This window comes from Paracoccus sp. MC1854, from assembly GCF_014164635.1.
Classification (GTDB): domain Bacteria; phylum Pseudomonadota; class Alphaproteobacteria; order Rhodobacterales; family Rhodobacteraceae; genus Paracoccus.
The window spans coordinates 100,368-118,840 of record NZ_JACJFU010000006.1 but is presented as its reverse complement, the minus strand read 5'-3'; the positions used below and the strand labels follow the sequence as shown (position 1 = coordinate 118,840).

Annotated in this window: 21 protein-coding genes and 2 pseudogenes; 18 read left to right on the top strand and 5 right to left on the bottom strand. The window is 69.3% G+C overall.

Translation table 11 applies throughout. The features are described from left to right. Positions 1–2: 2 nt before the first annotated feature. From H5395_RS07260 to H5395_RS07210, 11 genes are all read left to right on the top strand, one after another. Complete coding sequence (locus H5395_RS07260) at positions 3–1,019, top strand: head maturation protease, ClpP-related (protein ID WP_182791901.1); 1,017 nt, start codon at positions 3–5, stop codon at positions 1,017–1,019. Between the two features lie 3 nt (positions 1,020–1,022). Beyond that, the gene (locus H5395_RS07255) at positions 1,023–1,388 is read left to right on the top strand and encodes a head decoration protein (RefSeq protein ID WP_182791900.1); all 366 of its coding nucleotides are present in this window, start codon (positions 1,023–1,025) and stop codon (positions 1,386–1,388) included. A gap of 49 nt (positions 1,389–1,437) precedes the next feature. Continuing rightward, positions 1,438–2,451 (top strand): major capsid protein, encoded by a 1,014-nt coding sequence (locus tag H5395_RS07250; protein ID WP_182791899.1) that lies wholly within the window; start codon positions 1,438–1,440, stop codon positions 2,449–2,451. Continuing rightward, positions 2,451–2,762, top strand: a complete 312-nt coding sequence (locus H5395_RS07245; RefSeq protein WP_182791898.1) for a hypothetical protein — start codon at positions 2,451–2,453, stop codon at positions 2,760–2,762. The genes H5395_RS07250 and H5395_RS07245 overlap by 1 nt, the downstream gene beginning before the upstream one ends. Further along, positions 2,759–3,373 (top strand): DUF6441 family protein, encoded by a 615-nt coding sequence (locus H5395_RS07240; RefSeq protein WP_182791897.1) that lies wholly within the window; start codon positions 2,759–2,761, stop codon positions 3,371–3,373. Before H5395_RS07245 ends, H5395_RS07240 begins: the two co-directional genes overlap by 4 nt. Positions 3,374–3,643: 270 nt before the next feature. Next, positions 3,644–5,200, top strand: coding sequence for an alkaline phosphatase (locus H5395_RS07235; protein ID WP_182791896.1), 1,557 nt, complete (start codon positions 3,644–3,646; stop codon positions 5,198–5,200). Between the two features lie 67 nt (positions 5,201–5,267). Next, positions 5,268–5,687 (top strand): hypothetical protein, encoded by a 420-nt coding sequence (locus H5395_RS07230; RefSeq protein ID WP_182791895.1) that lies wholly within the window; start codon positions 5,268–5,270, stop codon positions 5,685–5,687. Further along, positions 5,665–6,366: an ABC transporter ATP-binding protein gene (locus tag H5395_RS07225; RefSeq protein ID WP_182791894.1), complete on the top strand. Its 702-nt coding sequence runs from the start codon at positions 5,665–5,667 to the stop codon at positions 6,364–6,366. Before H5395_RS07230 ends, H5395_RS07225 begins: the two co-directional genes overlap by 23 nt. After that, on the top strand, positions 6,350–7,705 hold the full coding sequence (locus H5395_RS07220) for an ABC transporter permease (RefSeq protein ID WP_182791893.1): 1,356 nt from the start codon (positions 6,350–6,352) through the stop codon (positions 7,703–7,705). Before H5395_RS07225 ends, H5395_RS07220 begins: the two co-directional genes overlap by 17 nt. Before the next feature lie 204 nt (positions 7,706–7,909). Then, positions 7,910–8,320: an acyl-CoA transferase gene (locus tag H5395_RS07215; protein ID WP_182791892.1), complete on the top strand. Its 411-nt coding sequence runs from the start codon at positions 7,910–7,912 to the stop codon at positions 8,318–8,320. 23 nt (positions 8,321–8,343) lie between these two features. Continuing rightward, on the top strand, positions 8,344–9,282 hold the full coding sequence (locus tag H5395_RS07210; RefSeq protein WP_182791891.1) for a phage tail tube protein: 939 nt from the start codon (positions 8,344–8,346) through the stop codon (positions 9,280–9,282). Positions 9,283–9,686: 404 nt separating this feature from the next. Here the strand turns inward: H5395_RS07210 and H5395_RS18825 are convergent, their stop codons facing one another. The 4 genes from H5395_RS18825 to H5395_RS18820 form a co-directional block, all read right to left on the bottom strand. Then, positions 9,687–9,818, bottom strand: coding sequence for a hypothetical protein (locus H5395_RS18825; protein WP_255434838.1), 132 nt, complete (start codon positions 9,816–9,818; stop codon positions 9,687–9,689). 143 nt (positions 9,819–9,961) lie between these two features. Then, complete coding sequence (locus H5395_RS07205; protein ID WP_182791890.1) at positions 9,962–10,222, bottom strand: hypothetical protein; 261 nt, start codon at positions 10,220–10,222, stop codon at positions 9,962–9,964. Next, the gene (locus tag H5395_RS07200) at positions 10,179–10,667 is read right to left on the bottom strand and encodes a hypothetical protein (RefSeq protein ID WP_182791889.1); all 489 of its coding nucleotides are present in this window, start codon (positions 10,665–10,667) and stop codon (positions 10,179–10,181) included. Before H5395_RS07200 ends, H5395_RS07205 begins: the two co-directional genes overlap by 44 nt. A 59-nt stretch (positions 10,668–10,726) precedes the next feature. After that, positions 10,727–10,882 carry a sigma factor-like helix-turn-helix DNA-binding protein gene (locus H5395_RS18820; protein ID WP_234450919.1) on the bottom strand — a complete coding sequence of 52 codons (156 nt, stop codon included), beginning with the start codon at positions 10,880–10,882 and terminating at the stop codon, positions 10,727–10,729. Between the two features lie 419 nt (positions 10,883–11,301). Between H5395_RS18820 and H5395_RS07190 the strand changes: the two genes are divergently transcribed. The 4 genes and pseudogenes from H5395_RS07190 to H5395_RS07180 all read left to right on the top strand — a co-directional run bounded on the left by H5395_RS07190 (position 11,302) and on the right by H5395_RS07180 (position 13,134). Next, positions 11,302–11,877, top strand: coding sequence for a hypothetical protein (locus tag H5395_RS07190; protein WP_182791888.1), 576 nt, complete (start codon positions 11,302–11,304; stop codon positions 11,875–11,877). Beyond that, positions 11,877–12,221 (top strand): annotated as a pseudogene (locus tag H5395_RS19440) (S8 family serine peptidase); the annotation flags it as partial. The gene H5395_RS07190 and the pseudogene H5395_RS19440, both read left to right, overlap by 1 nt. 127 nt (positions 12,222–12,348) lie before the next feature. After that, a pseudogene (locus H5395_RS19435) lies at positions 12,349–12,399 on the top strand (hypothetical protein); the annotation flags it as partial. A gap of 186 nt (positions 12,400–12,585) precedes the next feature. Beyond that, positions 12,586–13,134, top strand: coding sequence for a cysteine hydrolase family protein (locus H5395_RS07180; RefSeq protein WP_182791886.1), 549 nt, complete (start codon positions 12,586–12,588; stop codon positions 13,132–13,134). Positions 13,135–13,321: 187 nt separating this feature from the next. Here the strand turns inward: H5395_RS07180 and H5395_RS07175 are convergent, their stop codons facing one another. Then, positions 13,322–13,768 carry a YaiI/YqxD family protein gene (locus tag H5395_RS07175; RefSeq protein ID WP_182791885.1) on the bottom strand — a complete coding sequence of 149 codons (447 nt, stop codon included), beginning with the start codon at positions 13,766–13,768 and terminating at the stop codon, positions 13,322–13,324. Between the two features lie 667 nt (positions 13,769–14,435). Between H5395_RS07175 and H5395_RS07170 the strand changes: the two genes are divergently transcribed. From H5395_RS07170 to H5395_RS07160, 3 genes are all read left to right on the top strand, one after another. Further along, positions 14,436–15,803, top strand: coding sequence for a malonyl-CoA decarboxylase (locus H5395_RS07170; protein ID WP_182791884.1), 1,368 nt, complete (start codon positions 14,436–14,438; stop codon positions 15,801–15,803). A 21-nt stretch (positions 15,804–15,824) separates the two neighbouring features. Continuing rightward, positions 15,825–17,333: a malonyl-CoA synthase gene (locus H5395_RS07165; protein ID WP_182791883.1), complete on the top strand. Its 1,509-nt coding sequence runs from the start codon at positions 15,825–15,827 to the stop codon at positions 17,331–17,333. Positions 17,334–17,564: 231 nt separating this feature from the next. Then, entirely contained in the window at positions 17,565–18,470 is a 906-nt protein-coding gene (locus H5395_RS07160) for a polyprenyl synthetase family protein (RefSeq protein ID WP_182791882.1), read from the top strand. The last annotated feature ends 3 nt before the right edge of the window (positions 18,471–18,473 follow it).

Here is an 18,473-nt window from a genome sequence, read left to right as displayed (position 1 = left end):
ACATGGCAAGCTGGTATGCGATCCGCGCCCGGGGAACCGGCGCGGAAGTGGCGATCTATGACGAGATCGGGGCCTACGGGGTCTCGGCGAAGGGGTTCCTTGCGGAGCTTGGCGCACTGCCCGAGGGCAGGCCGGTCGATCTGCGGCTGAACAGCCCCGGCGGGTCGGTCTTCGACGCTGTCGCGATCTTCAACGCGCTGAAGCGGCATGCCGGCACGGTCACGGTCTGGATCGACGGCATCGCCGCCTCGGCCGCCTCCTACATCGCCATGGCGGGCGACGAGATCGTCATGCCCGAGAACGCGTTCCTTATGATCCATGATCCTGCCGGTCTGGTGATGGGCACGGCCGAGGACATGCGCGCCATGGCCGAGGCGCTGGACAAGGTGGGTGGCAGCCTCGCCGCCGGCTACGCCGCGAAATCTGGCCGCCCCGCTGACGAGATTGCGGCGCTGATGGCCGCCGAGACCTGGCTGGATGCCAGCGAGGCGCTGGCGCTCGGCTTTGCCGACCGGCTTGCCGAACCTGTGCGGATCGCTGCCAGCTTCGATATCACGCGCTTCCGCAACGCGCCGCCGGCGCTGGCGGAAGCGGTCGCGGCTGGACCCGACAACGGCGATGACGACGGCACCGATGCCGACGAGGCCACCGGTGCTGCCGCGGAGAGCGATGAGGCCTCTGCCACCGACGAAGAAGCGATCGCCGGGACGGACGCCCAACAGCCGCCGGTCAAGACGCCACCACCCAACGGCGCACCCCCCGATCCCGCGGCGATCCGCGCCGAGGCGATCTCGCACGCCCGCGCCGTCGTCGATCTCTGCCGGCTTGCCGGACAGCCGCAGATGGCCGGGCGCTTTCTGGAAAGCAATGCGGACCTCGACCACGTCCGCGCCGCGCTGCTCGCAGCGAAAGCCGAGGCCGAGCCCGAGATTGCCGGCCATCACGCGCAACCGGGCCGCCCATTGAGCACCCGCCCCTGGGGCGAGATCGTCGCCCGCACCTTCAGGCCGAAAGGATGACCCATGACCACGCTCACCGAGACCCCGCATCCCGGCGGCTTCCTCGTCTGGGAGGCGTTCCGCGACTACACCCGCGAGACCATCACGGTTGCAACCGGCACGCTCGAGCCCGGCACCGTACTGGGCAGGATCACCGCCTCCGGCAAATACGCCGCCCACGATCCCGCGGCCGTCGACGGCACCGAGACCGCCGCTGCGGTGCTCTGGGGCAAGGCCGACGCGTCGGGCGGCGATGCGCTCGCCGTCGCCCTGATCCGCGGTCCCGCGATCGTCAACCGCCACGATCTCGTCTTCGCCGGCACGCCGGGCGCCCCCGAAATCGCCGCGGCCCATGCTGCCCTTCTGGCGGCAGGCATTCTCGTCCGCTGATCCGCGGCTCCGGCCCGCGGGTCCGAAATTCTCGAACGGAGGCATTCCCATGGCCACGATGGACATCTTCGAAGGCGATGCCTTCACCATCATCGAACTCACCCGCGCGCTGGAAAACATTCCCTTCCGGCCCGCGATCCTGTCGGGCACGGGCCTGTTCTCGCCGCGGGGCGTGCGTGCGCGCACCGTGGTGATCGAGAGCCGCGACGGCACGCTGTCGCTGATCCCGTTCTCCGAACGCGGCTCGGCCTACGAGCAGCAGATGCCCGAGCGGCGCGAGATGCGCGCCTTCGTGTGCCGCCAGTTCAAGAAGCAGGACGTGCTCTGGGCTTCGGAAATCCAGGGGATCCGCGACTTCGGCTCGGACAGCGCTGCCCAGCAGGTGCAGAGCGAGGTCGCCCGCAAGCTCGGCCGTCTGCGCCAGGATGCCGAGGCCACCTTCGAGTACCACCTGCTGAACGGCATTCAGGGCATCGTGAAGGATCCGAAAGACGGCGCGACCGTGATCAGCTACTTCACCGAGTTCGGCATCACGCCCGCCGCCGAGATCGACTTTGACCTCGACAATGCCTCGCCGGCCTCGGGCGCGCTCCGGAAACGCTGCCAGGTCCTGATCGAGGATGTCGAGGCGTCGATGGGCGGCCTGGCTGCCGGCGCGATCCAGGTGCGCGCGGAATGCGGCTCGGCCTTTTTCGCCGATCTGGTCGCGCACAAGGAGGTGCGCGAGACCTATCTCAACACCGCCGCTGCCGCCGATCTGCGCGGCCGGGTGGCTGACGAGGTCAGCTTCGGCGGCATCACGTTCCGGCGCTATCGGGGTGGCGCGGGCTTCGGCGTGCCGACCGACAAGGCCTTCTTCTATCCCGAAGGCGTCGAGGGGCTGTTCGAGATCTACCACGCCCCCGCTGACACCTTCGAGACGGTAAACACGCTGGGTCTGCCGCTCTACGCCCGCACCATCCCGGACCGGGACCGCGACGAATGGGTGCGGCTCGAGATCGAGAGCAATCCGCTGCCGATCTGCACCCGGCCGCAGGTGCTGCGCGCGGCGCGGCGGACGTGATGTCCGCCTTTGCCGCCGCCGTCGACACGCTCTTCGCCGACCCGAATATCGCCCGGGATGCGGTCTATATCGCCGACGGCGGGGCGCCTGTTCTGGTGCGCGTCGTTGCCCGCCGCGCCGATGCCGTCAATGACTTCGGCGACGCGAGGCTCTGGTCCGAGACCACCCGGATCGACCTGCGCATTGCCGAGGTGCAGCAGCCTCGCCCCGGCGACCGCATCGAGATCGACGGCGAGGCTTTCCTCATCCAGGGCGAGCCCCTCCGCGACCGTGAGCGGCTGGTCTGGACCGTGGAGCTGAGGTCCGCGTGAAACTGAAGCTCGACATTGATCCCGACATCGCTGCGATGATGGCGGCCGAGGTCGCGGCGGGCGAACGCGCGGTGACCTCCGCCATGCGCGCGGCCGGGACCGGGCTGAAGAGTGCCTGGCGGTTGCAGATCACCGGCGCGGGGCTCGGCATGCGGCTGGCCAACTCGATCCGAAGCCAGAGCTTCCCGAGGTCGGGCGAGAGCCTCGATGCGGCGGCGCTGGTCTGGTCGAAAGCGCCGGTCATTGTCGGCGCACATGATACCGGGCCATTGATCCGCTCGAAGAACGGGTTCTGGCTGGCGATCCCGCTGCCCGCCGCAGGCAAATCCCTGCGCGGCGGGCGCATCACACCCGGCGAATGGGAGCGGCGGCGCGGGCTGCGTCTGCGCTTCGTCTATCGGCGCAGGGGCCTGAGCCTGCTGGTCGCCGAGGGGCGGCTGAACACCAAGGGCCGTGCAGTGGCGTCGCGCTCGAAGACCGGCCGGGGGCTCACCACCGTGCCGATCTTCCTGCTGGTGCCGCAGGTCAGATTGCGCAAACGGCTGGATCTGGCGCGCAATGCGGTGCCGGGGCTGATCGTGGCGAACTGGCCGGGGGAGCAGGTTCGATGATCAAGCGCAGGCTCCGGCTTCACGGTGCATATGCATCGTGGATCATGGATGCTCTTGCCCGATCACCGCACGGGCCTGGGAGCGAACGTTCGCTGCAGATGCTAAACGTCCTGTGCAGTGGGCCGGTCGTCGAGCTTTCTCCAACGCTCAGGCAGGAACACGCCGCCCGCCCCTGGCGTCACGAGCCTGTCACGACGCAGTCACGCGCGCGTCACCTTCGCGGCCTATCTGCAGCCGCGAAATCGCTGCTGTCTCGGAAGGACTGCTCACATGCTCAGAACGCTTCTCCTCGGGGTCTCGCTGCCGATGCTGGCGCTGCCCGTCGCTGCCCAGGACCTGCCGCAGGCGCAGGATGCCTGGTTCACCGCCGGGCAGGAGGCGGTCGCCGCGCGCCTCGCCAACCAGCCGATCACGACCCGGGCGAAGAACGTGATCCTCTTCACCGCGGACGGAAATGGCGTCGGCACCAACTACGCCATCCGCCTGTTCGAGGGACAGGCGCAGGGCGGCCTCGGCGACGACCATGTGCAGCCGCATGAGGCATTCCCGAACGTCGCGCTGATCAAGACCTACACCACCAACGGCCAGACGCCCGACTCGGCGCCGACCGCCTCGGCCATGAACAATGGCATCAAGAGCAAGAACGACGTCATCAACATCCCTGACACGGTCGCCGTCGCGGACTGCGCGGCAGGGCTGCAGACCGAGGTCAAGCTGCTCTCGGAGATCGCCTCCGAGATGGGCAAGTCGGTCGGCGTGATCTCGACCGCGCGCCTGACCCATGCGACCCCGGCGGCGGTCTATGCCCGCACCGTGGCGCGCGACTGGGAGGACGACAGCCTCGTGGCCGAGGGCTGCGCGCAGAAGGACATCGCCGCGCAGCTGATCGACCAGATGCAGGCGGGCGTGATCGACGTCGCGATGGGCGGTGGCCGCCAGCACTTCCTGCCGGCGGAGGTGACCGACAGCGAGGGCAAGCCGGGCAAGCGCGCCGACGGCCGCAACCTGATGGACGAAGCCAGCGCCCTCGGCGCCACCGTGGTCGAGAACGACACCGATTTCGCGGCGCTTTCCACCGCCGGGAACAACGCCCCGATCCTCGGCCTCTTCGAGGCCAGCCACATGAAATACGAGCATGACCGTACCGGCGAGCCGACGCTGGCCGAGATGACCGAGGCGGCGATCAACGCGCTCGGCTCGAACGAGGAAGGCTTCTACCTCAGCATCGAGGCGGGGCGCGTGGACCACGCCAACCACGCCGGCAACCTCTACCGCACGCTGACCGACGGCATTGCCTTCAACGACGCGATCCGCAAGGCCGTCGAGCTGACCGATGCCGAAGACACGCTGATCATCGTCACCGCCGACCACGAGCACGCGATCGCCTTCAACGGCTACTGTGGCCGCGGCTCGTCGATCGTGGGTCTCTGCATGGAGATCAACAACGACGGCGTCGAGGCGCTCGCCACGCCGAACCTCGGCGACGACGGCAAGCCCTACACCGTCGCGGGCTTCCTGAACGGCCCCGGCGCGGTGCTGGTCGCGCAGCCGACGGACACCGCGGCGGTGGACACCGGCACAGCAACGGATGCGGCCGCCGAGTCGCAGGCTCTCTACGCCGCCCCGGAAGGCCGCCCGGCCGTCTCCGAGGAAGAGGCGAGCGACCCGGACTATCTGCAGCAGGCGCTGATCCCGCTGAACTCCGAGACCCATTCGGGCGCGGACGTGGCAGCCTTCGCGCGCGGCCCCTGGGCGCACCTGATCGGCGGCGTGCTGGAGCAGAACGCGATCTTCCACGTCATGCACCACGCCATCACCGCCGAGTGAGCTGACGAACCGCGAAAGCAGGCCCCGGACCTCGGGGCCTGTCCGCCATTTCACCGAAAGGACGCCCATGCACCGCCGAACGCTCCTCGCCCTCGCGCCCGCGCTTCTGCTGGCCCGCCCGGTGCTGGCCGACGACGCGATCCGGCTGCGCGACCTCTACAACAAGGACCTGAGCTTCTCGGACCTCGCCCTCGGCCGCGAAGGCAGCCGCGTGACCATCGCCGGCTACATGGCACCGCCTCTGAAGGCCGATTCAAAGTTCTTCGTGCTGACCAAGATGCCAATGTCGGTCTGCCCCTTCTGCGAGCCGGGGATGCCCTGGCCCGACGACATCCTCGCCGTCTATGCCAAGCGCGTGGTGGACGTGATCGCGTTCAACGTGCCCATCCACACCACGGGCGTGCTGGAACTGGGCGACTACGTCGACCCGGAGCTGGGCTTCTACAGCAAGGTGCGGCTCGCCGATGCAACCTTCGCCCGCGCCTGAGCGGCTCGACCTGCGCCTCGAGGGCGTCGCGGTCGCGGCCGAAAGCGGGCGCGTGCTGCTGCGCGTGCCGAAGCTGACGCTGCCGGCCGGACAGGCGGTGGCGATCCGCGGCCCTTCGGGCGCCGGAAAGTCCACGCTGCTGATGGTCATGGCCGGGCTGATCCGGCCACGCGCCGGCAGCGCGAGCTGGGGCGCGACCGACCTCGGGCGCCTGGCCGACGCCGCCCGTGGCCGCTTCCGCCGCCGCCATTTCGGCCTGATCTTCCAGGACTTCCACCTGTTCGAGGAACTGACCGCCCTCGACAACGCCGCCGTCTCGGCGGGCTTCGCGCCGCCCGCTCAGCGCGATGCGCTTCGCGCAGGCGCCGCCCGGTGGCTCGACCGGCTCGGCCTCGGCGGCGCGGGCGGGCGGCGCGTGGACAGCTTCTCCGGCGGCGAGCGGCAGCGGATCGCGGTCGCCCGCGCGCTTGCGGCCGACCCGGAGGTGATCCTCGCCGACGAGCCGACCGCCGCGCTCGACCGCGCCAATGCCGACCGGCTGGCCGAGGACCTCATGCGCCTCGCGTGCGAGGACGGGCGCACGCTGGTCGTCGTCACCCATGACCCGGCGCTGTCGGCACAAGTGGACCGCGTCCTGACGCTGGCGGACGGGGAGATCACCGATGACCGCGCTCCATGACCTCTGGGCCGGGCTGCCGGCGGGCGTTCAGGACGCGCTGATCGTCCTGGCGCTGCTGTTGCCCGGGCTTGTCGCCGGCATCATCGTCCTGCGCGGCTTCGCGCCCGGCGGCCTCGTGCGCGCCATGCTGCGCCGCTTCGCCGGGACCAACGCCGCCTTCGTGGCGCTGATCGCGCTGTCGGTCGGCCTCGGCGCCGCGTTGACGGCGCAGGAGCGCGGGTTGCGCGAGGGCAGCGCCCGCGCCGCCGCGCCCTTCGACGTGATCGTGGCCGCTCCCGGCAGCGAGATTACCATGCTGATGGCCGCGGTCTATCTGCAACCGTCGGACGTGCCGCTGCTGACCGGCGCGCAATATGCCGAGGTCTCGCAGGCGCCGGGAGTGGAGCTTGCCGCGCCGCTTGCCTTCGGCGACAGCTACGAGGGCGCGCCGCTGGTCGGGACCACGGCGGATTTCGTGACCCATCTCGCGGGCGACCTCGCCGAGGGCCGCCTGTTCGAGGCGGTGGACGAGGCGGTCGCCGGCGCCTTCGCCCCGGTCGAGGTCGGCGCCAGCTTCACCCCGGTCCACGGCCACGGCCCCGAGGCCGAGAGCCACGAGGGCAGCGCCTATGTCGTCACCGGCCGGATGCGCCCCTCCGGCAGCCCCTGGGATCGCGCTGTCCTCGTGCCGGTCGAGGGCGTCTGGCAGGTCCACGGCCTCCCGGACGGTCATGCCGAGCCCGCGGCCGCTGCCCACGATCACCACGACCATGACCACGCCCATGAAGGCCAGCCGATCGGCCCGCCCTTCGATCCGGCGCTTTTCCCGGGCACTCCCGCCCTGCTCCTCAAGGCCGACAGCGTCGCCGCGGCCTACGCGCTGCAATCGCAGTTCAACCGCCCGGACATGATGGCCTTCTTCCCCGGCACGGTGCTGGCGCAGATGCACGGCCTGATGCGCGATGTGCGCGAGGCGATGTCGCTGATGGCCGGGCTGACGCAGATCCTCGTCACCGTAGCGGTGCTGGCAGGGCTGATGATCCTCGCCCGCGTCTTCGCCCGTGGCTTCGCGCTGCTGCAGGCGATCGGCGCCCCGCGGCGCTTTGTCTTCGCGGTGATGTGGGGCTATTCGGCGGCGCTGATCGTGACGGGGGCGGTGCTTGGCCTCGGCGTCGGTTGGCTCGCCGCCCGCGGACTCTCCGCGGTGGTAACGGCCCGGACCGACATCCTCGTGACCGCCGGCCTCGGCTGGACCGAGGCGAAGCTGGTCGCGGGCTTTGTCAGCGCCACGCTGGTGCTGGCGCTGCTGCCCGCCGCCGCGATTACGCGGCGGCTGAAGCTATCCGACCTGCGCGCCTGACGCTTACGCCCCCGTCGCCGTGTCGCTCTGTGTCAAGCTGATGTGCGTGCCGACACGTCAGCGAGAAGATCCGTTGCACTGCAGCGTCGAAATCCAGCCGTTTCCTCGTTGCGCCTGCACTTCCTGCCTCGACGCCGGGTGAAGTCCTGGGCTCGAAGCCGGTGAAGCAGGAGTTCGCCGCAACAGCATCGTGACCTGAAAAACATGTCCACTGCCCGCGAAACCATCCTCGCCGCGATTCATACGCGGCTCTCGGCGCTGCCGGCCGCCGCGCTGCGCGGGGAAGTGCTGCCCGAGCGCGTTCCGGCCGATGGCCTGCTGATCCTGCGCGACGGTGAGCCCGAGGTCACGTTATCGCCGCTACGCTACCACTACCAGCACCGGGCCGAGATCGAAGCGGTCGTGCAGGACCCGGCGCGGGACAAAGCCGTCGACACGCTCTGCGCCAGCATCGGCGCGGCGCTCGCCACCGACCGGACGCTGGGCAGTCTCTGCGACTGGGCCGAGGCGGAAGCGCCGCGGCCGGTCGATCTGCCGGTCGACGGCGCGGCGAGCCTGAAGGCGGCCGTGATCCCGATCGTCCTGCATTACACCACAGCTGGCCCGCTGGCCTGACCCGACAATCCGAGGAGACCTCCATGGCACGAGCCAAGGGGGCGCGGGAGCTGATGGCGCTTGCCTTCGATACCGTCTATGGCACGCCGCCGGTGAGCGGCTTCACCGGGATTCCCTTTGCCAGCACCACCCTCGGAGCCGAACAGCCGCTGCTGAACTCCGAGCTCCTGGGCTACGGCCGCGATCCGCTGGCGCCCATCAAGGATGCGGTCACGGCACATGGCGATGTCGTCGTGCCGCTCGACGCCGAGGCCTTCTTCTGGCTGAAGGCGGCCTTCGGAACGCCGACGGCCACCGGCATGGAAGCGCCGTACAGCCATGAGTTCCAGTCGGGCGCATGGAGCCTGCCCGGCATGTCGATCGAGACCGGCATGCCGGAGGCACCACGCCACGCCGTGTACTCGGGCTGTGTCCTCGACCAGTTCAGCTGGCAGATGCAACGCTCGGGCCTGCTCACAGCTACCGCGCGACTGGTGGCGCAGGGCGAGACGGTTGCCAGGACCAGCGGCGCGGGAACGCCGGCCGAGCTGAAACTGAAGCGCTTCGGGCATTTCAACGGGGCGATCACGCGCAACGGCTCGGCGCTTGGCAACGTGGTCTCGGCCGAGATCACCTACGCCAACAACCTCGACCGGATAGAGGCCATCCGCTCGGACGGCCGCATCGATGGCGCGGACCCGTCCATGGCGGCGCTGACCGGCCGGATCGAGGTGCGCTTCGCCGACCAGACGCTGGTGACGCAGGCGATGAATGGCGAGGCCTGCGAGTTGGAATTCGCCTACAGCCTGCTCTCGGGCGAGAGTTTCACCTTCACTGTCCACGCCGTCTATCTGCCGCCCCCGCGGATCGAGATTTCCGGACCGCAGCGCATTCAGGCCAGCTTCGACTGGCAGGCCGCCCGCGACGCCACGCTGGGGAGGATGTGCACCGCCGTTCTCGTCAACGACATCGAGGACTACTGACCATGATCCGTCTCGATCTTTTCAGCGCGCCGAAATGGCTCGATCTTGGGGCTGGCCTGCGCCGGCACGTCTTGCCCGTCATCACCGCCACCATGGTCGCCCCGCCGGGCGGCAATCCTGTATCCGGTCCTGAGGGCGGGCCGCGGGCTGGCGCTGAGGCTTCTGAACCGGCGCGGCCTGCGCTGACGAGGGGCAGGCGTGCCGTCGCCCGCCCGGCACGTCTGCGAAGCACCGGATCAATCGTCGTCATCCCCGCGCAGGCCGCGGATGCGACGGCGCCCGTCGTCATCGTCATCATCCCGCCAGACACGGCCCCCGCGGCGGCGGCCATCGTTGTCATCGTCACCGCGGCCGTGGTAAAGACGATGGCGCAGGCGACTGTCATCATCGTCGTCGTCATGGACCTAGCCGGTCTGGGACAGGATGAGGCGGTTCAGGCTCCGTTCGGCCGGATCGGCAAGGGCGGTGGCAGGGACGACAGCGCTTGCCAGCAGCGCGGCAACAATTGCGACTTTCATGATCTGCATGATCTGCATGATCTGCTCCTGTTCCAAGGCGGTGGCTTCGGCGCTGCAGAAGTATCACGCGGCAGGACGGCGGTTATTCCCGGCCCCCGGCCCCTGCCTGCGGAAAGCACGCCGATAGGGCGCCAAGGCAGGACGGCAGGACGGCAGGGATTTCAGCGCCGCTGCGTCAGCAGCGCCGCCTCTTCTTCGGGGCCAAGCGGCGTGCCCGCGCCGCTTTCGGCCAGGAAGGCGTCAAGCGCCTTGATCCCGCCCGAGGCCGGGACATAGCTATCCGCTCCGGTCATGCTCATGGCGAAACGCTGCGACCAGCCGTCGTCTTCGCGGCTGGCGGCCATCGGGGTCGCGGTTCCGCCGGAATGGGTCTCATATTCACGGCAGAACGCGTCGCGCGCCATCATGAACGAGGCGATCATCACGACGCTTTCCCCCCGGCAACTCGCGGCTCTCCCCCAAGGCAAGGTCGTCGAGCGCGGCAAGCTGCGCTTCGGACAGCCCGGGCGCCGGGCCGCCCCACTGCCACAAGCCAAGCCCGATAACCGCCGATGCAAGTGCCGCGGCGGTCTCGCCCAGCGGGCGGCGGTCGAGATTGGTCGGCACGGGGGCGGACCGGGCTTGGGGAAAAGGCGTGGCGGCGGGTACGGTCCCGGCGGCCCGAATGCGCGCGATCGGGGCCGTGTCGTTGGCCGGGGGATGTGGCGCGGCCGCCGCCTCCCGCAGAACGCGCCGGCTTTCGATGAAGACCCGCAGCTGCGCCTGCAACCGGGGGTCCCTTGCCAGCGCGGCCTCGACCTCGCGCGAATAATCGGCTTCCAGTTCATCATCGGCGAAGGCCATAAGGATCTCGACAGTGATCTGCATCCGCGGCTCCTCGGCAAACACTGGGGTCAAATGGGCATACGCATGGGCGCTCATCTTATTCACAGCTTTTCGGCCAGGGGCAGTCGGGCACGGGACAGGCGGCTCATCACCGTGCCGCGCGGGATGCCCGGAACCTCGGCCGCCTCGGCAGAGCTGAGTTCATGGATACCCACGAGTTCCAGCACCTCGCACTGCTCGACCGGCAGTTCCTGCATCGCGGCTGTCCGTCGCCTGCAGCATCAGCCGCCCCTCGATGCCGCTGTCGCCCTGGACGGGCAGGGCCTCGGGGATCTCGAAAACATCGACCTCGGCGCCGCGCGTCCGCCGCCGGCGCGTCAGGTCTGTGAAGGCGTTGCGCATGATGCGGAACAGTCATGGCCCCAGCCGCGCGGCGGGGTCGTAGCGGTCGGCTGCCAGGATCGCGCGCTCGACGGTGGTCTGCACCAGATCGTCGGCTACATCCGCGCGCCGGGCCAGCGACAGTGCATAGAGGGTCGCAGCGGGGGCCGCAGCCGGATCAGCGCTTCGCCGAACGCCGCATCCATCACACTCTCCGAACCGGCCGCTTGAACATCGGGAAGATTTGCCGTCCCCAGCCGTAGTTGCCCGTGAATGCGAGCAAAGAGGCAAGTTCATGCGCATGCTCCTGTTGATGCTGCTGGCCGCGACCATGGCGCTGACGGTTCAGCCGCGTGTGGATGCAGAAGGGCTATGGCTGGTGGCCCCGGCCTTCGCGGACGACGACGACGGGCCGCGCCGGCGTTCGGCGGCACCCGCGCGTCCAATCCCGCTGCCGCAGCGCGCCGAGAACGAAATCCTCGCCCGCGGCCTCTCCGATCAGGGCCTCGCGGCGCTGCAGCATGGGGATTTCGCCCTTCTGGAACAAGGCGTCCTTGGGGGTGGCGACAGTATCGCCCGCCTTCGCAAGCCCACGCGCCTGACCATGGACGAGGCGCTGGCCGCCGTCCGCCAGCTTGTGCCCGCGGGGCGCAGCGACTTCAATCATTTCTACCGCACGGAACAGGCGGAAGCCTGCAAGGGGATCGACTGCCCCGCGCGGCGGGCCGCTGCCGCGCATCGGCATGGTCGATACCGGGCTGAACCCCGGGCACGAGGCGCTGTCGGAGGCCCGCATCCACCTGCACCGGGTCGAGGACGAGAACCCGCCCTCGGACCTGCTGCACGGGCACGGCAGTCGCCTCGCTGCTGATGGGCGACCCGGACAGCCGGACGCCGGGCCTTGTCCCGCAGGTCGAGCTGGCCGCCGTGGACAGCTTTCATCGCGCCGGACAGGACCAGCGCACCGACGCCTTCGCGCTGATCCGGGCGCAGGACTACCTTGAGCAGCAGGAGGCCCGGATCGTCAACCTGTCGCTGGCCGGCCCTGCAAACGCGGCGCTTGAGGCGCAGGTCGCAGGCATGGCGCAGGCTGGCATGGTCCTGATCGCGGCGGCAGGCAACATGGGTCCCTCCGCGCCGCCGATCTATCCCGCGGCCTACCCCCAGGTCATCGCGGTGACGGCCGTGGACCGCGACCGCGGGGTTTGTCGCCGCGCCGACCGCAGCCCGTATATCGACTTTGCCGCGCCCGGCGTGGATGTCTGGACCGCCGCCTCGGTCCGGGGGGCGCACGAAGATCGGCACGTCCTAGGCCGCGCCCTTTGTCAGCGCCGCCGCCGCGCTGCTGCTGCAGGCCGAGCGTTCTCTGACGCGGGCCGAGGTCCGGGCGCGTCTGGTCGGGCAGGCCCGCAACCTGGGCGCCGAGGAACGCGGCGACATCTTCGGCTGGGGCCTGCTCGCGCCGCCGGGGGATGCCCGTGAGGACACCCCCTGCCCCGGATTGGCGGGTAGGCACGGCCCGCCGCCGCGGCTATCGTTCCCTCATCGGCAGGATGAACAGCACAGGAAAGGTCAGGCCATGAGCAAGCGCGCCGTTGTGGTGATCGATATCCAGAACGACTATTTTCCGGACGGGAAATACGAACTCGTCGGTATCGAGAAGGCCGCGTCGAACGCCGCCCGGGTGATCGACGCGGCCCGCAAAAAGGGCGACCGCGTCATCCATGTCCGGCACATCTTCCCCAGCGACGATGCGCCCTTCTTCACCCCCGATTCCGAGGGCAGCGAGATCAACCCCGCAGTCTCGCCGCAGGAGGGCGAGACCGTGGTCGTGAAGAACCATCCCAACCCCTTTCTCAAGACCGATCTCAAGAAGATCCTTGACGACGGCGGGATCGAGGAGGTCGTGGTCGTCGGCGCGATGAGCCATATGTGCATCGACGCCACCACGCGGGCGGCCAGCGACTATGGCTACAGGACAACGGTGGTGCAGGACGCCTGCGCGACGCGGGATCTCGAATTCGGCGATGTGTCGGTCCCGGCGGCCTCGGTCCATGCCGCGATGATGTCCGCGCTCGGCTTCGCCTATGCGACGATCACCGATACCGACAGCTACGTCCGCCAGTAGCTGCGAGGTTGCGGCCGGGTCGAAGGACACCGGAAGCGGCGCAACAGCCGTTCAAGGCCCGGCTCAGGAACCGGCACCCCACGGGCGCAGGTTCCTGACCCTGACCGCGCGAAGGCACGGGCCAGTCCGCCGTTGTCCCGGCGACAGTTGACGGGCAGGCCCGTGCGCAAGGGCTGCGGCCTGCCGCTCAGCGGGCAGCGCGCCGGGCCGCCCGTTCCAGCGCATCAAGGAAGCGCGACCTGTCGGCCTTGGTGAACCCTCGCCCATGCCCCTGCCTGAAGGGATCGGCGGCGCGCAGATCGGCCATCAGGTCGCGCGTGGCAAGGGCATTGCCGATGTTTCCGGAATTCAGCGCCTCTCCATCATGCCTGAGGACCTCTGCCCCCGCGGCCACGCATCTTGACGCCAGCGGGATGTCGCCGGTGATGACCACATCTCCCGGACCGGCACGTTCGGCGATCCACTTGTCGGCCTCGTCCGGGCCTTCCGGCACGATCACGGTTTCCACAAGAGGGTTGGCCGAGGGCCTGATGCCGCCGTTCGAGACGATCAGGACGCGCAGCCTGTGCCGGGTGGCGACACGCTCGATCTCGGCCTTCACCGGGCAGGCGTCGGCATCCACGTAGATCGGCATGGGGAATGACCTTTCCTGAGCTGAGCAGATTCCGGCGTCGCCGGTTCGCGCCCTGATGATGGCAGATGGACCGGGATCCTGCCTGCCGCAAGCGGCGCCACGGCGATCAGGCGATCCGTAGGAGGCTGGGGATGGACTGCTCTGCCATCAGAAACAGGACGGCGTCTTCCATCCGGCTCTGTTCCTTATCCGTTTGATGCAAGTCGCTGCAGAGAAATCCAGCAAGACCGTTCGGCGAATCGTCCTCACGATGCCGTTCCCGCCGGCAGTCGGAATCTCCACGCTGACGGGATGCCAGGCATCCTGACCCGGCGCCTGATAAGGCAAGGGAAGATTGATCTTCGACGGCCTGTTCGCCGTCACGGGCCATCCTGCGGCGCACTCGGCAACCCCCGGAACAAGGATGGCCGCCTGCTTCGCACCGCCCGCTGGCCGCAGCAGGAAATCGCATCCGGCACAGGGCCGCCACCGGATCGCGAGTCCTGTCGCTGGACGGTGGCGTGACCGCACACACCCGCCGTTCCCTGCACCCCCGCGCGGCCAGCGTTCTTCCACCAGCCTGTCGGCTCTGGCAGGCTGGTCATGGGGTTGGCACCCATGGTTCTGTGGCCTTTCTTCGTCATGCCGCCGGGTCGATCCCGCGTCCCGGCCCCCAAAGGAGGATGTGGTGATCAAGACCGAGCCTGCACGCCCGTCGCGCTCTGCCTTTCTGGGCGAGCTGTTCGAGCAGTTGACCGAACGCGGCCGGCGCCTGCTCGGCCGGCGCGATGGGGATCGCGTGGTCGAGGCCCTCGACCTTTCCGAACTGGCCGAACTGCTGCTGTCGCGGCGCGGCGAGGCCTCGGGGGTGGCGCTGGCGCGGGCGCTGCTGTCGGCCTTCGAGCAGGCGGACGAAAACGCGCGGCTTGCCTTCCTGCAGACCCTCGCCCACCGCTTCGGGCCGGACCTGGACGCGGTTCAGGCGGCGCTGGCCGCGGTGCAGGCCGAACCCGCGTCCGCCGAGGCCGTTGAGGCGTTGCATATCGTGGCCGAACCGCGCCGGCAGGAACTGCTGCGGCGGCTGAACCTCGCGCCCGGCGGCACCGCCGCGCTGGTCCGCATGCGCGAGGAACTGCTGCGCCATCTCCGCGACCATCCCGAACTGCGCCGGGTGGACAGCGACTTCGCGCATCTTTTCGCCTCGTGGTTCAACCGCGGCTTCCTGGTGCTGCGCCATATCGACTGGACCACGCCTGCCAATATCCTGGCGAAGATCATCCGCTACGAGGCCGTCCACGAGATCCGCAACTGGGACGACTTGCGCAACCGCCTGGAACCCACCGACCGGCGCTGCTACGCGTTCTTTCACCCGCAACTGGCGGACGAGCCGCTGATCTTCGTCGAGGTGGCGCTGACCGAGGCGATCCCCGACAACGTGGCATCGCTGCTGGCGCTCGACCGCCAACCGATCGAGGCGGAACGGGCCACCACGGCGGTGTTCTATTCGATCTCGAACACCCAGCGGGGCTTGGCGGGCGTGTCCTTCGGCAACCTCCTGATCAAGCAGGTGGTCGAGGACCTCAAGGCCGAGCTGCCCGACATCCGCAGCTTCGTCACCCTGTCGCCTGTTCCGGGCTTTGCGGCTTGGCTCGCGCAGCAGCGCGACGACGCGGCCTCCGACCTGCTGACCCCGGCCCAGCGCGAGGCCTTCGCCCTTCTGAACAGGCCCGGCTGGCATGGGGACGCGCAGGCGGTGGAAAGCCTGCGTGCGCCGCTTCTGGCCGCCGCCGCCACCTATTTCCTGAGCGCGCGCGATGCGAAGGGCCGGATGATCGACCCGGTGGCGCGCTTCCACCTCGGGAATGGGGCGCGGCTGGAACGGCTGAACTTCCTGGGGGACCTTTCCCCCAATGGTCTGCGGCAATCGCACGGGCTGATGGTCAACTACCTTTACGACCTCGACCGGATCGAGGCGAACCACGAGGCCTTTGCCGAACGCAGCACCGTCGCCGCCTCGGGCGCGGTGCAACGCGCCCTGCCCGCCCCATCATCCTGACATCACCTGCCGGAGCCTGCCATGAACCTGTTCGAGACGATCACCCAGCGCGTGGCTGACCCCGCCGCCACCGCCATCGAGACCCCTTCGGGCGAGCACATCGCCTATGCCGACCTGATCGACCGCATCGGACGCATGGCGGATGCGCTGGTCGATCTGGGCGTCGCCCCCGGCGACCGTGTGGCCGTGCAGGTGGAAAAGTCGGTCGAGGCGATCATCCTTTATCTCGCCACCGTGCGGGCGGGCGCGGTCTTCCTGCCGCTGAACACCGGCTACACCCCGGCCGAGGTGGACTACTTCCTGACCGACGCCGAGCCGCGGATCTTCGTCTGCGATCCTGTCCGGGAAGAGGCGCTGCGGCCGCTGGCCGAGACCGCCGGCGCCCGCGTCCTGACGCTGGACGCCGCGGGCCGGGGCAGCCTGGCCGACGCGGCTGCCGGCATGGCCGGGGATTTCGCCACCGTGCCCCGCGCGGACGACGACCTTGCGGCGCTGCTTTACACTTCGGGCACCACGGGGCGGTCCAAGGGGGCGATGCTCAGCCACGGCAACCTCGCCTCGAACTCGCTGGCGCTGGTCGAGGCCTGGCGCTTTTCGGCCAGCGACGTGCTGATCCACGCGCTGCCGATCTTCCACACCCACGGTCTGTTCGTGGCCACCAACGTGGTGCTGCTGTCCGGCGCCTCGATGATCTTCCTGCCGAAGTTCGACCCCGACCGGATCTTCGCGGCGATGCCGCGGGCGACCGTGCTGATGGGGGTGCCGACCTTCTACACCCGCCTTCTGGAAGACCGGCGGCTGGACAGGGAAACGACGCAGGGGATGCGGCTGTTCATTTCCGGCTCGGCTCCCCTGCTGGCCGACACCCACCGCGCATGGCAGGCGCGGATCGGCCACGCCATCCTCGAACGCTACGGCATGACCGAAACGAACATGAACAGCTCGAACCCTTACAACGGCGAGCGGATCGCCGGCACCGTGGGCCAGCCGCTACCGGGGGTCGAGATCATCGTCACCGACCCGGAAACCGGCGCGGAACTGCCGGGGGGCGAGATCGGCATGATCGAGGTGCGCGGCCCCAATGTCTTCCAAGGCTACTGGCGGATGCCTGAAAAGACGGCGGCCGAGTTGCGCCTGAACGGCTTCTTCATCACCGGCGACCTCGGCCGCTTCGACGAGCGCGGCTACCTGCACATCGTCGGGCGCGGCAAGGACCTGATCATCACCGGCGGCTACAACGTCTATCCCAAGGAGATCGAGACCGAGATCGACGCCCTGCCCGGCGTGACCGAATCGGCCGTCATCGGCCTGCCGCACCGCGACTTCGGCGAAGGCGTCACCGCGGTCGTCGTTCCGGCCGGCCTCCCGGCGCTGACCGAGGCCGATGTCCTGCACCCGCTGGAATCGCGGCTGGCGAAGTTCAAGCTGCCCAAGCGCGTGGTCTTTGTCGAGGAACTGCCCCGCAACACCATGGGCAAGGTCCAGAAGAACCTGCTGCGCGACCGCTTCGCGGACCTTTACCGCCCGTGACCGGCGCATCCTGCAACGGCAAGGCAGCGCCCCTGCCTTGCCGCCGCCGTGGCATGGCTTCGCGGGGATTGCAGTATCGCTTTCGGGCGGCAGTCCCCGCGTTCCCCGGCGCGACGCCGCCACGCGCGGATGAAGCCTGCGGAACCTTCGGCCACCTTGCCGCTTTCCGTCCGTGCATCCTTGCCGCATATTCTGGATCAGATGTGCGACAGCAAAAACGGCGACGGTTGGATGGATGAAGAGTTCATGCGGGACGCGGCGAAGCCCATCGACTGGCGCAGCGCCGTCGATCTGCGGCTGGCAGAGATTGCCCGAGGGTTCGGGCGCGCCTCGCCCGATCTGGGGCGGGCGATGTCGGATGCGGTGCTTGCACCCGGCAAGCGCTTCCGCGCGATGGTCCTGCTGATCGCGGGCGAGGCGACCGGCGGCGTCAGGCCAGCGCTGATCGACGCGGCCTGTGCGATCGAGCTGGTGCATACCGCCTCTCTCGTCTTCGACGACCTGCCCTGCATGGATGACGCGCAGGCGCGGCGGGGCCGTCCGACCACGCATCTGGTGCATGGCGAATGCCGTGCGATCCTTGCCGGCATCGCGCTGGTGACCGAGGCGATGCGGCTGCTTGCCACCGCCCGCGATGCCGACGCCGACACGCGCGCCCGCCTTGTGGCGGTGCTTGCCGGCGCGGTCGGCCCGCAGGGGCTTTGCGCCGGGCAGGACCTCGACATCCATGCGTCCAAGGACGTGGCGGGCATCCAGAAGGAACAGGACCTCAAGACCGGGGCACTGTTCGTTGCCGGGTTCGAGATGTTCGGCCTGCTGCAGCGCTTGGGTGCAAGGGACATGGAGACGCTGTCGGCGTTGGGCCGGACCCTTGGTCGCGCCTTCCAGTCCTACGACGATCTTCTTGACGTCCAGGCCGAGGCCGGGGCGCTTGGCAAGGACACCGGCCGCGATGCGCATGGCCATGGACCCGCGCGCGGGGTGCTGGCGGTCCGCAGCCCGGCGCAGGCGCAGGCGCATTACGACGCGCTGCGCGCGGAACTGGACCTGCTGCTGGGAAACTGCGGCTTCAACAGCCTGCCGCTGGCCCGGCATGTCGGGCGCGTCCTGCCGCGCCGCGCCATCCGCGCCGCCTGAGGA